Origin of the sequence: Thermanaerovibrio velox DSM 12556, assembly GCF_000237825.1 — a bacterium.
Taxonomy (GTDB): Bacteria; Synergistota; Synergistia; order Synergistales; family Synergistaceae; genus Thermanaerovibrio; species Thermanaerovibrio velox.
The window spans coordinates 597889-613695 of the sequence record NZ_CM001377.1 but is presented as its reverse complement, the minus strand read 5'-3'; the positions used below and the strand labels follow the sequence as shown (position 1 = coordinate 613695).

Genomic DNA, 15807 nt, shown 5'->3' with positions numbered 1-15807 from the left:
CCTCAAGCCTGGTGGGGGGACGCGTAAAACACCAGCGTCTCCTCCCGGTCCTTCAGCGCCCTAAGCCTGGCCTCCTTAAAGGACCTGCGGCCCTCCAGGAACCCCTCAAATGTGAACCGCCGAGTCCCCAACCCCGACATCACCAACGCGGTGATAGCCGCAGACGGGCCCGGCAGAACGTCCACCGGGAACCCCTCATCTATGGCCATCCTCACCACGATCTCACCGGGATCGCTTATGCCCGGCGTACCCGCGTCGGAGACCAAGGCCACTAAAAGCCCCTCCGACAGCATCTCCCTCATCCGCCCAAGTCTCATTACCTCGTTGTGCTCATGAAGGCTCATCAGGGGCTTCTTTATCCCATAGTGGTTAAGCAGCTTCAAGGTCCTCCTGGTGTCCTCGCAGGCCACCACGTCGCAGCCCTTAAGGACCTCAAGGGCCCTTAAGGTTATGTCCTGGAGATTGCCTATGGGGGTGGGCACCAAGACAAGGGGCATCAAAGTCCCTCCTCGCGGTAGGCCTTAAGAAGCCTCTCCGTGTACTCCCCGTGGGATCCATAGATGAAAAGGGGACTCTCTACCACCATCCCCGGCTTAGCACACTTGACCGCCTCCGCCAGGAAAACCGAAGCGGCCCTTTCTGGCTTGGGATGCACCGCGGTCAGGCGCTTCGGCTCCAGCTTAAAGTCCCTCATGCCACAAAGGGCCTCCGCCATCCTGTGGGCCCTCATCACCATGAAGAACCTGCCCTTGGGTTTTAGCACCCTGGACGCGGCCCTGAACACGTCCTCCAGGCTGCACATGACCCCGTGGACCGCCAGGGCCACCGGGCCCCTGGGACTCGGCCTGCTCCTGTTGGGATCCTCGTAGGGAGGGTTCACCACCACCGCGTCAAACGGTGCCTCCTCCCAATCCCCGGCTACGTCCCTCATGTCCATGCTGTAGAACCGGGCGTAGTCCCCAAGGCCGTGGCGATCCCGGTTCCTAAGCGCCATATCCACCAGGTCCCTCTGGATGTCAATCCCCACCACCTGGATATGCCTGCCCGCCGCCAACGCCCGCTTAACCAACATCAGCGACAGGATCCCATGGGCACAGCCCAGCTCCAGCACCCGGGAACCGCCTCGAACCTTAACGTAGGCCCCGAGCAGAACCGTATCCACCGTAACCCTGGGGCCAAACCCCTCCGCGGGCTGCTCCGCCCTTAGGTTGCCCCAAAGAAGGTCGTCAAGTGTGCTCCTCAATCCCATTCCTCCAGCTTAACCCCCACAACCTGGGAAAGCCCGGGCTCCCTCAATGTCACCCCGTACAGGAGCCCCGCCCTCTCCATGGTTATCCGTCTGTGGGTCATGACCAGTATCTGCCTCTCCGCAGAGCTCTCCGCCGCAAGGTCCGCAAAACGCCTTAGGTTAACCTCATCCAACGCGGCGTCCACCTCGTCCAGCACCGCTATGGGACAGCCCGCCACCTCAAGGGACGAGAACAGCAGCGCCACCGCCGTCAACGACTGCTCCCCACCGGAAAGCTGGGCTATCCCCTGGGGCCTCTTGCCCGGGGGCCTCGCGGTTATCTCAACCCCGGAGTCCCAAAGCCCCCCGGAGTCCATCACCTCCAGATGAGCCTCCCCTCCGCCGAACAGCCGCTTGAACAGGGAATCAAACCGGTCGTCTATGTCCTTAAGGGACCTCATGAAAACCGTCTGGGCCCTCTGATCCGCCTCCGCAATGACCCGCTCAAGATCAGCCATGGCCCTTCGGGAATCGTCTATCTGCCCCTTTAAGAACTCCAACCGCTCGTCAAGCGACCGGGACTCCGAAAGGACCCCCATGTCCACGGGCCCCATCTCCCTTATGGCCCTCTCCAGCTCCCGGATCTTACCCCTCAACCCATCTCCCGGAGGCCCCTCGTACACACCAGGATAAGGGTAGACCTCCTCCCAGGTCGTCATTAGGTCCTCCAGCTCCTTGGCACAGGATGCCTCCCGGCGTCTCAGCTCCTCCAACGCCATGTCCACCCTACCAAGGGCCTCCATGGCCCGGGCCATCCTATCCCTGCAACGATCGTACTTTGCGCTGAGGGCTTCCATGGCACTCCAAGCGGACTCCAAATCCCTCTGGGCCTTGACCAGCTGTCCCCTAAGCTCCATCCATCTAACACCGATCTCCCCAAGCTCCCCTACCGCGGAGGCGATACGACCCTCCCGGTCCTTGTAAGACCACCTCAGATGATCCAGCCGGGAAGACAGCCTCTCAACCTCCGACCTCACCCGGTCCGCCAGGGCGGAGGCCCCCGCATGCCGCTCCTCCGCCAGAGCAAGCTTCGTAGAGACCTGCCGGTGAGATTCGAGGGCGGCCTTAAGCTCCTCCTCGACCTTGGAGAGGTCCTCAAGACCCTGGGGCAGAACGGACCTCTCCCTAAGCTCCAGGACCTTGCGACCCGCCTCCTTAAGGCTCCTGTCAAGATCCATCAAAACCCCCGCCTGCCGGTCCCGGCGAGCCTCCTGGGAGCTCAGGGCAAGGCGGGCTTCCTCCAGCTCCCTGCGCCTTAAAGAGACCTCCTGAAGGCACTTCTTCTCCAGGTCAGCAAGCTCCGCCTCCCGGGTCTCCAGCTCCGACAAAGCAGCCTCCATCTCGCCCAAGCGCGCCTCAAGCTCCTTGAGCCTTGTCCTCCCGGCCTCTATGGCCTGACGCATCTCCACCGCGCTCCGCTGGGACTTGCTGCGTCCCCCCGAAACCGCCCCGGTGGGCTGGAACACATCACCCTCCAGGGTTACCACGGGCCCCCTGAAGGAGGTCCTGGTGATCTCCTTCCCAACCTGATAGTCCTCCACCACAAGGAGATCCCCCAGGATGTGTTCCATGGCGGGTCTGTACTCCTCTGCAACCTCTATCAGATCAATGGCAAAACCCACCACGCCGGCCCTCATCGCCAAACTCCTGTCCGGCCTCCTGGGTACGCACCTCTCCAGGGGAAGGAACGTGGCCCTGCCAAGGGACCTAGACTTTAAGAAGTCTATGCAGCGCCCGGACTCCTCCATATCCCTGACCAGGATCCAGAACTGCCGCCCCCCCAGGAACGCGTCCAAGGCCCCAGATATCTCCTTCGGGCAGCGGAACACGTCCGCCAGAACCCGGGGCGTGGCGTCCAGCTTACCAAGGCGGGCAGCGGATACCACCTGCTGAACCGGCCTCGGAAACACCTCAAGCTCCAAGGTCTCCTCCATGTCCTCCAGGGACGACCGGAGCTTCGAGATCTCCCGCCTCGCCGCCTGGACCTTCTCCGCCAGGGCCTGGCACTCGCCGAGGGCCTTTCGGTGGCTCCCCACCGATTCCTCCGCCCGACCCTCCGCCTCAGAAAAGGCCGCCTGGGCCTCCGCAACGGACCTTCTGCTCTCCTCAACAGACTCCTCCGCGAGCCTTAGCTCCTCAAGCCCCCTCAAACGCTCAACCCCAAGGGCCTTAAGGGACGCAAGACAGGTCCCAAGGGCCGCCTTGGCCTCTTCCGACCTCTTGACCGCCGCCTGTGCAGCCTCGCGGCCAAGCCTGAGGCGCTCTTCAACCTCCTCCGCCTTGCGGCTCAAGGACGATTCCTGTTCCCTCAGGGAAAGCATCTCCCTCAATGACTCTTCCCTCTGGGACACCGCTTCCCGAAGCTCCTCCTCCATGCGGGCCTTCGAGGCCTCCAGGGTCTTGAGCTCCAACGACGACTCCTCCCCAGAGCGTCTCAACTCCATGAGCACCGCCCCAAGGGACGAACCCCGGCGCCTCAGCTCCTCCATCTCCCGGCGGGCACGCTCCAACGCCTCTTCGGACTCCGCCCGCCGGTCCTTCAAGGAAACCCCAAAGGCCTCAAGCCCTGCCAGGGCAGACCTCCACACCTTAAGCCACCGGGTCCTAACGGCCCTTTCCTCCTGAGCAGACCGCAGGAAGTCCGAGATCTCCCGGATCTCCGCCTCCAAACCGGACCTCCTCCACCAATAATGGCACCGCTGAAGCTCCTCCAGCTGGGCCCTCAGGCGCTCCACCTCCTGGGCCATCTCCACCTCCCGGGATATCTCCCGCCGGCGGTTCAAAAGCTCCCCGTAAAAGGCCATGAGCCGCCCCAGGTCCTCCGCAACTCCCTTAAGCCTGTCGGAGGATTCGTTCCTGCGGCGGCGATAGAAGTCTATGCCAAGCAGCGACTCCAAGAGCATCCTCCTGGCCATGGGACGCTGCTGAATGACCTCGGAGACCTCCCCTTGGCCTATGAAGGCGAAGCGGTCCCCCTCCATCTTGATCCGCCGCTTGGCGTCCTCCAGCTCCAGAAGGGTCCTCCTCTGCCCATCCACCAACGCCAACGTGGTGCCGTCCTGCTGAACCCTCCTGGTAAAAATCGTCGATGACGCCCCATCCCTGAAGAGGATCGATACCTCCGCCTCCCTAGCGGGGGGCATGGACATGGATCCCTGAAAGAGCAGGTCGCTCTGCTTGCTTATCCGAAGCTTAGACGGGGCCCCCTCACCAAGGGTCCACTTTATGGCGTCCAGTATGTTGCTCTTGCCGCTCCCGTTGGGCCCTACTATGGCCACCATGCCCATCTCCAGGGGGAGCTGATGAACACCTCCGAAGCTCTTGAACCCCTTAAGATCAATCCGTCCTATGTACAACCCAAGCCCCCCCAGAAGACGGGACCAAGCGATGCTCCACCTGACGCAGCTGCCCCTGGTACTCCAGCTTGAACTTCCCCCACTGAAGGGAAGGATCCTCCTTCAGGAATATGCGACACCGGAACTCCTCCTCCCAAGAGGACAGATACTCCAGACAGTGCCTGGCCCCATGGGGGTTCATGGCCACCAGGATGGCCTCCGGCGAGGAGGACCCCACCGCCTTGCGGATGGCCCTCTTCAGCTTCATGGCGGAAGCCTCCTCCCTCTCCACGAACCCGGAGCTACCGCACATGGGACAGCCCCTGGTGAGGACGCTTCGAAGATCGCTCCTGCTCCTCTTCCGGGTCAGCTCCACCAGCCCCAAGGGGGTTATGCCGAAGACCCTGGCCCTGTGCCGGTCCCCCTTGAAGAGCTCCTTAAGCCTCTCCAAGAGGATCTTTCGGTCCTCCTCGGAGTCCATGTCTATGAAGTCCACCACCACTATGCCGCCTATGGCCCTTATCCTAAGCTGGCGGGCCACCTCCTCCGCCGCCTCCAGGTTCGTCTTCAAAACCGTGTGCCTCAGGTCCTTGGCACCGGTGTACTTCCCGGTGTTAACGTCTATGACGGTCAGCGCCTCCGCCTGGTCTATCACCAGGTAGGCACCGGAGCTGAGCCAAACCTTCTTGTCCAGCGCCAGCTCAAGCTCCCTTTCCACCCCGTAGACCTCAAAGACCGATCCACGCCCCCTGTACAAGGTCACCTCCGGCCCCCCAGAGGGTCCGAAGAACTTAAGACACATGGACGTCACGGTCTCCAGGTCCTCCGGGTTGTCCAGGACCACCTCCGCCACGTCCCGATCAAGCTCGTCCCGCAGAACCCGCTCGAGGAGCCCACCATCCCGGTAAAGAAGGCACGGAGCCGCGGTACGCCTAGCGGCGGAGCTTATCTCATCCCAAAGGCCCATCAGGTCTTCCACATCGCAACGCATCTCATCAAGACCGCAGCCCTCCGCCACGGTACGCACTATCATGCCGAAGCCCTCGGGAAGCACCTGCCTGCCAAGTTCCTTAAGCCTCTTCCTCTCCTCCTCATCAGCCACCCGCTTGGAGACCCCCACGTCCCTCCCGTCCGGCACCAGCACCACGTAGCGGCCCGGGAGCGATACCCTGGGGGTCACCCTGGCCCCCTTGCCCTTCCTAGCGGTCTTCGCCACCTGAACCACCAGCTCCTCACCGGGGCTGGGTTTACGCCCCAAATCCGCCAGGTACAGGAAACCGTTGCGCCCGTCCCCCAAGTTGAGGAAGGCGGCGTTCATCCCGGGCAGCACGTTATCCACCCGGGCCTTGTATATCTCCCCGGCCCGCTGCCTCTCCCACATCCTCTCCAGGTATATGTCCAGGAGATGACCGGAGGGATCTAGCACCGCCACCCTCGACTCCTCGCTCTCCAGGGTGTTGGCCACTATGGTCTTACCGCGCCTCAAACCTCCAACACCCCCTTAGCAGGGCGGGACAGGAGATCCACAAAGCCATCGTTACAGTCGAAACGCCCCAGCCTGACCCTCACCAGTTCAAGGTCCGCCCAAGAGGAAACCACCCCGGAGGATATAAGGAACTTGACCATCAGCGACGGCCCCACCTGGTCGGGATTCAGCATTATGAACCCCAGGTACCCACCGGAACCGGCTGCGACCGGGTTCCTGCCAACGGAGTCCCACTGGTCCCAACGGCTAAGAACCTCCACAAGCTCCTCATGAGACATGCCGCCCCCCGTTCTTCAGCCTAAGCAGGTATTCCCCGGCGTTGCAAAGCTTGGAGAGGGCAGGACAGCCATCCTCCACCACCTCCGCCGCCTCAACGGCAAAGCCCTCGGGGAGCACCCGATTAAGCCGATCAAAACATCCCAAGGTGTCCCTCCTAACCCATACCTCACCAAGCTCGAAAAGGCCTATCACCCCTACCGGAAGCGGCGGCGCCAACGTTATCCTCGGATGAGGGGAGAACCCCTGGGTCAGTTCCAGCGTCAAACCCGCCCGGCGCATCCCCCGTCCGAACAGGGTTGGAAGCTCCTGATGGGGGATGAAGCAGGCCCCCCTTCGCTTGGAGTAACCGAAGCGCACCCGGACGAAATCAGTTCCCATGGGACAACCCTCCGTTCCTCAGAAGCACAGGACAGGAAGCAGGGGGGAAACCACAGCAGTTGCAGGTCCCATGCCTGCAGTCCGGCGTCACCACAGCCCCCAAGGCCCTCTCCCTCTCGGAGAGAAGGAAGTCCTTGCTCACCCCGGGGTATATGTGATCCCAGGGCAAGGGGTCCTCCAACCGCCTTGGGGCGGTATATCTATAGGGGTCCACTCCAGACGCATGAAATGCCTCGAACCAAAGGTCCAGGTTGAACGTCTCGGTCCAACCGTCAAACCTAGCCCCCCTCCGCCAAGCCTCCTCCAAGACCGCCCCCAGAGCCCTGTCACCCCTGGAGAACACCCCCTCAAGGAACGTCTGGCCCGGCTCATGGTAGGAGAGCTTGACCGCCCGCTCCTTGGACATGAGCCCCTTCACGAACCTTCCCCGATCCCTCAGCTCCTCCATGGATATCTGCCCCTCCCACTGGAAGGGAGTGTGAGCCTTGGGCACGAAGCCGGACAAGGAAACCGTGACCTCCGGCCTCTTTACCATGGACCTCCCGATCTTGAGTACCCGCCGGCATACCTCCCATATCCCCCGGAGGTCCTCCTCCGTCTCCGTGGGAAGCCCCATCATGAAGTAAAGCTTAACCCGGTCCCAGCGGTGCTCAAAGGCGGCCCTTACAGCGGCGTCGATGTCCTCGTCGGTAACCCCCTTGTTTATCACGTCCCTGAGACGCTGGGTCCCCGCCTCGGGGGCGAACGTAAGCCCGCCCTTTCTCATGGTATCCAACGACGCCGCCAGGGCCACGGAGAACGCGTCCATCCTAAGGCTCGGCAGGCTTAGCTTTACCCCCCGCTGGTTCAGCAGGGGCTGGAGCTTCTCCATCACTTCGCCGAGATGGCTCCAGTCACAGGTGGCAAGGGATAGGAACCCCACCTCCTCCCAACCGGTGAATTCCAAGAGCTCTCTCACCTGCTCAACTATGGAGTCCCCGCTGCGTTCCCTCACGGGACGATCTATCATACCCGCCTGGCAGAACCTGCAGCCCCTGGTACACCCCCGAAAGACCTGCACGGCCACCCGATCGTGAACTATGCCGCACGATGGAACTATCATCCTCCGGGGATAAAAACCCCCGTCCAGGTCTAAGAGCACCTGCCGCTTTATCACGGAACCGTCCCAAAAGGAGGGTACGTAAACCCCCTCTATGGAGGCAAGGGCCCTGAGGCGCTCACCCCGGGACATCCCCATGGTGGCGCTCAAAACCTCCACGGCCCTGGGCCACAGCACCTCCCCGTCGCCCACGAAGAACGCGTCCACGTGGTCCGCCAGGGGCTCAGCCACGAAGGCCCCGGGGCCTCCGGCCAGGATCAGCGGGTCCCCGTCGGACCTATCGGCGCTCCTCAAGGGTATACCCCCAAGGTCCAACATGGTGAGCACGTTGGTGTACGAAAGCTCATACTGGAGGGTGAAGGCCACCGCATGGAAGTCCCTCAGGGGACGGCCGGTGTCAAGGGAGCCCAACACCTCCCCGCGCTCCCTCATGGCACGCTCCATGTCCACCCAGGGACAGTAAGCCCTCTCCACGTCGGACTTCGGCAGCTCCTTCAGGAGACCGTAGAAGATCTGGAACCCAAGGTAACTCATTCCTACCTCGTATACGTCCGGGAAGGCCAAACATATGCGCACTATCCCATCCCCACTCTTAGGCGGGATGAGCCCGTACTCCCCACCCACATACCTGGCGGGACGCTTCACCGATGCCCAAAGGGGCCATCGGCTATCCTCGGTATCAGCAAAACGCATGTATAAATTCCTCCAAATCCCCGCAGGGGACAGTTTTTCTCGGTTTTTCTAGTTTTTTCTCGTTCATCAACTTTATCATCAAACATCCCATCCAGCCCCCGGACGGCCGCAAAAGGACCTCACCGGGGAAGTACCGGCAAGTCCGAATCTACTCCACGCCCCAGGGACGGAACTCAGTCAAAACGCTCCAGGCTGGTCTGAACCGCCACGCTCTGCACGAGCCCCAGGGCTATAAACTCCGCCAAGAGGGAACTACCGCCATAGCTGAAGAACGGCAGGGGAAGTCCCGTCACCGGCGCAAGCCCCATGCTCATGGCCACGCTCTCAAAGGTCTGGAAGAATATCCAGGCGGCCACCATGGAACACATGACCTTGCCCCTTAGGTCCTTGGCGGCCATGGCCACGCAGAATATCCTCCATATAAGGGCAGCGAAGAGGAGGATCACCAAAAGCCCTCCCAAAAAGCCGAACTCCTCTGCGAACACGCTGAAGATGAAATCCGTGTGAGCCTCGGGGAGGAAGTGCAGCCTTCCCTGGGTACCCTCGAGGAATCCCTTCCCCCATATGCCTCCGGACCCCACCGCTATCCTGGACTGGATCACGTTGTAACCCGCCCCCAGGGGGTCCACCTTGGGATCTATGAAGACCATAAGCCGCATCTTTTGATAAGGCTTGAGGAAGCTCCACGCCAGGGGGAGCATGGACAGCCCCGCCGCCGTAAGGGATGCCATGTACTTGGGCTTGATGCCCGCCACCCATAGACCGGCCCCTATCATCGCACAGTAGACAAGGGAACTCCCCAGGTCAGGCTGCAACAAGAGCAGGACCATGGATATGCCCGAAAACCCCAGGGCCAACCCCAGTGACTTTAGGTCCTCCGGGGGAAACCTGCATAGGTGCCTTGACATGAAAAGCGCCAACCCTATCTTGCCGAACTCCGACGGCTGGATCCTTACGGGACCCAGGGAGAACCAGCTTTGAGCACCCTTGGCGGTGTGTCCCATCAACAAGACCAACAGGAGCAGCAACAGCGTGGCCCCATATATCCTATGGGACTCCTCCATGATCTTCTTGTAGCCCAGGGTCACCACACCGAAGTAAGCCGCCACTCCCATAAGCCCCCATAACAGCTGCTTGAGCGGGAAACCGTAATTGGCCTTCCTCACCCCCAGGGAGGCGCTGAACAGGGCTACTATGCCGAACCCGAAGAGGGCCAACATGATGAACCAAAGGGGGAGGTCCATCCCCTTCCGTATCTCATCCCAACGGGAACCGCTCAGCATTTGCCGTTTCTCGTCCTCCCGCAGCGCCTCACGTTTACCACCGGGATGCTGGCCACCAGCGCCACGGAGCGGTCCTCCTTCTCCAGCTCCAGCTCTATCTTGTTCTCGTCGATCTCCATGTACTTGCTTATAACCGATATCAGATCCCGCCTTAAGTTCTCCATCATCTCCTGGGAGATATCGCTCCTGTCGTGGATGAGAACCAGCTGCAGCCGCTCCTTGGCAGTGACGCCGGAGTTAGAGCTGCCCCCGAAGAGCCTGTTAAGCAGTCCCATGGCACCGCCTCCTCAACCTCTGAAGATCCTCTTGAACTTGGCTATTATCCCCTTACCGGATTCGTCCTCAAGGGGTGGGAAGGGAACCTGCTGGCCCTCCAACCGCATGGCAAGGTCCCGGAACGCCATGGCGGCGGGGGAATTCTCTCCCAAGGTGAGGGGCTCTCCCCGGTTGCTGGAGGTAACCACGGACTCATCATCCGGCACGACCCCTATGAGGTCCACCGCCAAGACCTCCAGGACGTCGTCCACGCTGAGCATGTCCTTCTTCTTCACCATGTGAGGCCTTATCCGGTTGATAACCAACCTGATGGGGGCCTTTCCCATGGACTCCAACAGGCCTATTATCCTGTCCGCGTCCCGCACCGCCGAGACCTCCGGGGTCGTCACCACCAAGGCCTCGTCGGCCCCATGGGCGGCGTTCCTAAAACCCGCCTCTATCCCCGCCGGGCTGTCCACCAGGACGTAATCAAAGTCCTCCCTAAGCTCGGCGCAAAGGCCCTCCATCTGCTCGGCGGTCACCGCGTCCTTGGTCCTGGTCTGAGCGGCAGGTATCATGTACAGGTTGTCCACCCGCTTGTCCTTGACCATCGCCTGATTGAGCCTGCAAGATCCCTCCACAACATCCACGAGGGTGTAGACTATCCGGTTCTCAAGCCCCATAACAAGGTCCAGGTTTCGCAACCCTATATCCCCGTCAATGGCAACCACTCGGCGACCCATCTTGGCCAACGCCACCGCCAGGTTGGCGGTGGTCGTGGTCTTGCCAACCCCCCCCTTGCCGGAGGTAACCACTATGACCTTGCCCAATCTTCATCCCCCCTAAGCAAATCCATAAAACCCTGCGATGAGCACTCTCCAACGATTAAACAGACCCTAAACCTGAGGCCACTGGGATACCACAACCGCACCGTCCTCCAGGGAAACCACCGCGGGCATGCCCCACCAGGGATCACTCCTGTCCATGGAACCCACCTTGAAGCCTATCCTCACCTGAGGGGCCTCGAAAACCCTGGCGTACACCGCCGCCTCCTCGTCACCCCCGGTTCCCGCGTGCACCAATCCCTGCAGGCGACCCAAGACCACCACGCTCCCCTCCGCCAACACCTCTGCTCCGTCGTTAACGTTGCCCTCCACTATCACATCCCCCCGGTGCTCCACCTTCTGCCCGGAACGGAGGGACCTCCTGAGCCGCATGACGGGGAGCTGCCCGGGCTGCGGCTGCCTGTTCGGAAGGCTAAAACGGGGCTCCTCGACCGGAAGGCCAGCCCCCTTGAGGAGGTCAAGGCTTTCACCATGAAGGGACCTCCAGGCGGCCACCTTAATACCCAGGGGCCATATCAACCTCTTCATCACAAGACACAAGAGGTCTCCATCTACCCTCCGGCCCTCAAAGTCCACCACCAACTCCGCCCCCTTGAGAACCTGCTCCCCCTGGGATACCAGATCATCGAGGGCTGAGGGGATGTCACTGTCCGGAAGCCCCTCGGGTATTATGCAGCGCAATCCACCGCCCATGCCCTTAAGTTGGATCACGGAGACGCCCCCCTTAAAGGATTTTCATTCTTCACCAGATAGGCTAAAACCTGCCCCACCAATGGGGCCGCAGCGGATGAACCATGCCCCCCGGCTTCCACTATGGCTACAGCCACGTACCTCGGGTTCTCCCTGGGAGCGTAACCCACGAACCAGGCGTGATCATCACCATGAGGGTTCTGGGCAGTACCGGTCTTCCCCGCCACGGACACCCCAAAGGCGGCGGCCCTCTTCCCAGTGCCGCTGTTAACCACCTCTTCCAACCCCCTCCTCATGGCCTCAATCCCGAACTTCGGTATCCTAAGGTCCTTCTCCACGTGAGGGGCTTCGGAGTTGAGATGAGGGGTCACCAGATAACCCCCGTTCGCTATGGCGGCATAGATCCTTAATACCTGAATGGGGGTCATCAGAAGAAAACCCTGACCTATGGAGTAGTTCACCGTGTCCCCCTTGTACCAGGGCTCCTTGAAACGGGCCCGCTTCCACTTGGGCCCTGCCAGGTTGCCTGAAGCCTCTCCGGTTATGTCTATGCCGGTCCTGGAACCCACCCCCAGCAGGGACGCCCACTTCAGAAGCCGGTCTATCCCAAGCCACACCCCCACCTGGTAGAAGTACACGTCACAGGAGTCCCGAAGAGCCCTGGTAAGGTCCTCAGTGCCATGCCCGCTCTTCTTCCAACAGTTGAAGGTCCTGTTCCCCAAGGTGAAGTGGCCGGGGCAGTAAACCGTGGTGGACCGGCTTATAACCCCCTCCTCCAAAGCGGCGATGGCGGTCACAACCTTGAACGTGGACGCCGGGGGATAGGTGCCGCTCACCGCTCGGTTCATCATGGGCCTGTCCCTGTCGGTCATGAGGGCCCTCCACTCCTTAGCGGATATGCCCCAGGTAAGGGGATTCGGATCAAACGTGGGGGACGAGAAAAGGACCTTAACGCTCCCATCCCTCACGTCCATGGCGATGAGAGCACCCCTCTGGCCGGACATCAGCTCCGCCGCCAGCCTCTGAGCCCCAAGATCCAGGGTGAGGGTGACATCCTTGCCCCTCACAGGCTCCACGTGGGACACGTCCTTAAGCTTTCGTCCCCTGGCGTCAACCTCCACCGCGTCCTCCCCCACCTCACCCCGAAGCTCCTGTTCGTACCAGGCCTCTATACCGTTCTTCCCGATCACGTCTCCTCCCTGGTATCTGGGATCTTCGAGCTCCTCAAGCTCCTCTTTGGTCACCTCTCCAACGTAACCCACCACGTGGGCCACCAGATCTCCCGCCGGGTAAACCCTCCGCCAAACCGGGAATGGGAAGAGCAGACCCCGGAACTCCTCCTCCCCCATAAGGTCCGCCACCTGGGCCAGGGTGAGGTTGCTCGCCACGCTCACCGCCCTGTAGGGTGCCACGTACTGCTTCTCCACCGCCTCCGCCAGGGACGACGCATCCATGGGGATGCCCTTCCTCCTGAAAAGGGCGGCCACCCTCTCCATGTTGCCTTCCTTTTGAAGGTCCATGGGGTAAGCCTTTACGTCAAAGGTACGTACGTTGACCGCAAGGGGAACCCCGTTAGCATCCCTGATGACCCCCCTCGGGGGGGAAAGCCTAACCACCCTAAGGCGGTTCCTGGAGGCCAGCTCCACGTACTCGTCCCCTTTGAGGATCTGGAAGTACGCCAGCCCCCCTATGAGGCTCAGGAGAAGCACCACCATCAGCGCCCTCATATGCTGAAGACGCCGATCCATGTAGAACCGTTCAAAACCCTTAGTCGTCATAGGGCCTTCCCCGGAAAAGCACCGCCAAGGCGTAGATCAACACCAACGGCATGGCGGTCAGCTGCTGGATCAAAAGCATCCTGAACGCCGCCAGGCTGGAGTCCCCCCAGAGCAAAAGCCTCACAATCCCCAGGGCAAGCTGGGACGAGCAGGCAAGGGCCACCCAAAGAAGCGGCGTCCTGCCCGGAGAAGGCGTCCTATCCCAAAGGGCCCTCGAAACGGTGAGCACCAGGGCCTGCATGGCCCCAGTGAGTCCCACCACGCTGGTCCACCGGAGATCCCAAAGCACACCGCCCAGGAGGGCGGCCCAAATGGGCCACTGGAAGGGCACCTCCCTCCTGCCTATTGACAGCTTGAGAAGCCCGATGAAGAAGAGGTCCGGCACCAGGAAAAACCCCATGAAGAGCACCTGGAGCATATCTTGCAGCAGCCAAAGGAGAACCAGCGTCATGGGGAACCACCGTCTATCATCACGTCCACCCAGTAGAGCTGGGTGAGGTGAGCCGTGAGGGCGACGTTATAGACCACAAAACCCCCGGACTCCCTATCCTTCGATAGGACCTTGCCCACCGGTATGCCCGGCGGTATCCGGTCCCCCATGAGGGCCGTGGATATGGTCATGTCCCTGGTTATCTCCCGGTCTGGGGGAAGGTACTGCAGGTACATCCTGCCCATGCCGTCCCCCCCGAGAACACCCAGGTCCCGGGTCTGATCCACCACCACGGCCACCAGGGACTCCTGGGAGGTCAAAAGCCTGACCCAGGAGCTGTGATCGTCCACCGATGAGACCACACCTATCAGGTACCCGTCCGAAAGGACCGGGGAACCCGGGACCACCCCATGGGACCTGCCCTTGTCTATGCGTATCTCCGACCACCAGGCCTCGGGGTAACGAAGGGTCACCAGGGCGGGCAAAAGGCCAGGCGCGGCGGGCGCGCTGCGCCCCTTATCGGGCACGCTGAGGGCCCTTCTCATGGCCAGGTTCTCCGCCTCCAGCTCCCTCAAACGGTCCTTCAGGTCCTTCCTCTCTATGAGCCAACCGGTGAAAGCCTGAAGGATGAGCCTCCCCTGAAGGGCGGGGCTCTCCGGCCAGCTCAGGAGGTTGATGAACGGCCCCCCCAACACCTTGGCCACCGGGAAGTTCAAGCTCCAGATGAGCAACAGCAGCCCCGCCAGAGTGGCGCTAAGTCCGTGTAACCAGAGGGGCTCAAAACGTCTCATCTCAAACCACGGCTCCTATAAGGAGCTTACCTCCGATGAAACGAAGACCTTCCTGGAGAAATCCCGGTCCTTGAGCATCCGGCCAAGCCCAAGGGCCACGGAGAACAAGGGCTGCTCCGCCAGGTGCACCGGAACGTTCAAAGAGTCCGCAAGACGTATGTTGAGCCCCCTCAGGTTGGCCCCACCACCGGTAAGCACCAGCCCCTGATCCACTATGTCCTTCACAAGCTCGGGAGGGGTCCTCTCCAGCACGTTCCGCAATATCTCCTCTATACCCTCTATGATCGGGGATAAGGCCTCCCTAACCTCAGTGGAGGTGACCTTTATAACCTTAGGCAGACCGTCCATGAGGTCCCTGCCCTTGACCTCCATCTGCAGCTCCTGCTCAAGCGGCACCGCGGAACCCAACGAGAGCTTTATCTCCTCCGCGGTGGTCTGGCCGATCGAAAGGGCGTAGTTCTGCTTCATCATCTCCACTATGGCGTTGTCCATCTCGTCCCCCGCCATGCGAATGGAGTCCTTCACCACTATCCCACCCAAGGACAACACCGCCACCTCGCTGGTGCCGCCCCCTATGTCCACTATCATGTTCCCCCGGGGCTCGTTGATCGGCAGGCCCGCCCCCAGGGCGGCCACCAACGGCTCCTCAACCACCATGGCCTCCCTGGCCCCGGCCCTCAACGTGGCATCCACCACCGCCTTCTTCTCCACCTCGGTCACGCAGGCGGGCACCGACACGATAGCCCGGGGATGGGAGAAGAGCCGGCGCCCTCCGACGGCCTTGTCCATGGCGTACTTTATGAGGAGCTCCGTCATCTCGAAGTCCGCTATCACGCCGTGCTGCAGGGGCCTTATGGTGTCCACCCCGGCGGGGGTCTTGCCTATCATGCACTTGGCCTCCGCTCCAACCGCCAGGATCTCCTTCTGACCCTTCCGCCCAGTCCTCCTGGTGGCCAAAACGGAGGGCTGGTTGAACACGATGCCCCTCTTCGAGGCGTAAACCACCATGTTCGCGGTACCAAGATCTATTCCAAGGTCGTCGCTCAGAAAACCCAGAAATCTAAACACAAAAACCCCTCCAAAAATCATATCCAATCCCCTTAAAGGGCACGAAAGAACAGGGGAACCCCCAGGAGCCCCCTGACATGAGAATACCTCATAGGCGATGGAAGCACAA

General features: G+C 61.4%; 15 protein-coding genes. All 15 read right to left on the bottom strand.

The window, feature by feature from the left end; genetic code table 11:
- Positions 1-2: 2 nt before the first annotated feature.
- Entirely contained in the window at positions 3-497 is a 495-nt protein-coding gene (rsmI, locus tag THEVEDRAFT_RS09820) for a 16S rRNA (cytidine(1402)-2'-O)-methyltransferase (RefSeq protein WP_083830686.1), read from the bottom strand.
- Positions 497-1249 (bottom strand): tRNA1(Val) (adenine(37)-N6)-methyltransferase, encoded by a 753-nt coding sequence (locus THEVEDRAFT_RS02835; protein WP_425358266.1) that lies wholly within the window; start codon positions 1247-1249, stop codon positions 497-499. The genes rsmI and THEVEDRAFT_RS02835 overlap by 1 nt, the downstream gene beginning before the upstream one ends.
- Positions 1240-4644 (bottom strand): chromosome segregation protein SMC, encoded by a 3405-nt coding sequence (smc, locus tag THEVEDRAFT_RS02830; protein WP_006583219.1) that lies wholly within the window; start codon positions 4642-4644, stop codon positions 1240-1242. Before smc ends, THEVEDRAFT_RS02835 begins: the two co-directional genes overlap by 10 nt.
- The gene (locus THEVEDRAFT_RS02825) at positions 4625-6109 is read right to left on the bottom strand and encodes an Rne/Rng family ribonuclease (RefSeq protein ID WP_006583218.1); all 1485 of its coding nucleotides are present in this window, start codon (positions 6107-6109) and stop codon (positions 4625-4627) included. The genes smc and THEVEDRAFT_RS02825 overlap by 20 nt, the downstream gene beginning before the upstream one ends.
- Positions 6106-6387, bottom strand: coding sequence for a hypothetical protein (locus tag THEVEDRAFT_RS09815; protein ID WP_040825195.1), 282 nt, complete (start codon positions 6385-6387; stop codon positions 6106-6108). The genes THEVEDRAFT_RS02825 and THEVEDRAFT_RS09815 overlap by 4 nt, the downstream gene beginning before the upstream one ends.
- Positions 6377-6766: a TIGR03936 family radical SAM-associated protein gene (locus tag THEVEDRAFT_RS09810; protein WP_050802094.1), complete on the bottom strand. Its 390-nt coding sequence runs from the start codon at positions 6764-6766 to the stop codon at positions 6377-6379. Before THEVEDRAFT_RS09810 ends, THEVEDRAFT_RS09815 begins: the two co-directional genes overlap by 11 nt.
- The gene (locus THEVEDRAFT_RS02810; RefSeq protein WP_006583216.1) at positions 6756-8558 is read right to left on the bottom strand and encodes a TIGR03960 family B12-binding radical SAM protein; all 1803 of its coding nucleotides are present in this window, start codon (positions 8556-8558) and stop codon (positions 6756-6758) included. Before THEVEDRAFT_RS02810 ends, THEVEDRAFT_RS09810 begins: the two co-directional genes overlap by 11 nt.
- Positions 8559-8731: 173 nt before the next feature.
- Entirely contained in the window at positions 8732-9841 is a 1110-nt protein-coding gene (rodA, locus tag THEVEDRAFT_RS02805) for a rod shape-determining protein RodA (RefSeq protein ID WP_006583215.1), read from the bottom strand.
- A complete protein-coding gene (gene minE / locus THEVEDRAFT_RS02800; protein ID WP_006583214.1) occupies positions 9835-10116 on the bottom strand; it encodes a cell division topological specificity factor MinE in 282 nt (93 codons plus the stop codon). The genes rodA and minE overlap by 7 nt, the downstream gene beginning before the upstream one ends.
- Positions 10117-10128: 12 nt before the next feature.
- Positions 10129-10926, bottom strand: coding sequence for a septum site-determining protein MinD (gene minD, locus THEVEDRAFT_RS02795; RefSeq protein ID WP_006583213.1), 798 nt, complete (start codon positions 10924-10926; stop codon positions 10129-10131).
- A 66-nt stretch (positions 10927-10992) separates the two neighbouring features.
- On the bottom strand, positions 10993-11652 hold the full coding sequence (locus tag THEVEDRAFT_RS02790; RefSeq protein ID WP_006583212.1) for a septum site-determining protein MinC: 660 nt from the start codon (positions 11650-11652) through the stop codon (positions 10993-10995).
- Positions 11649-13409 (bottom strand): penicillin-binding protein 2, encoded by a 1761-nt coding sequence (mrdA, locus tag THEVEDRAFT_RS02785; protein ID WP_006583211.1) that lies wholly within the window; start codon positions 13407-13409, stop codon positions 11649-11651. The genes THEVEDRAFT_RS02790 and mrdA overlap by 4 nt, the downstream gene beginning before the upstream one ends.
- Positions 13399-13860, bottom strand: a complete 462-nt coding sequence (locus THEVEDRAFT_RS02780; protein ID WP_006583210.1) for a hypothetical protein — start codon at positions 13858-13860, stop codon at positions 13399-13401. The genes mrdA and THEVEDRAFT_RS02780 overlap by 11 nt, the downstream gene beginning before the upstream one ends.
- Positions 13857-14630, bottom strand: coding sequence for a rod shape-determining protein MreC (gene mreC, locus THEVEDRAFT_RS02775; RefSeq protein WP_006583209.1), 774 nt, complete (start codon positions 14628-14630; stop codon positions 13857-13859). Before mreC ends, THEVEDRAFT_RS02780 begins: the two co-directional genes overlap by 4 nt.
- A 15-nt stretch (positions 14631-14645) precedes the next feature.
- The gene (gene mreB, locus THEVEDRAFT_RS02770) at positions 14646-15698 is read right to left on the bottom strand and encodes a rod shape-determining protein (RefSeq protein ID WP_006583208.1); all 1053 of its coding nucleotides are present in this window, start codon (positions 15696-15698) and stop codon (positions 14646-14648) included.
- Positions 15699-15807 lie beyond the last annotated feature (109 nt).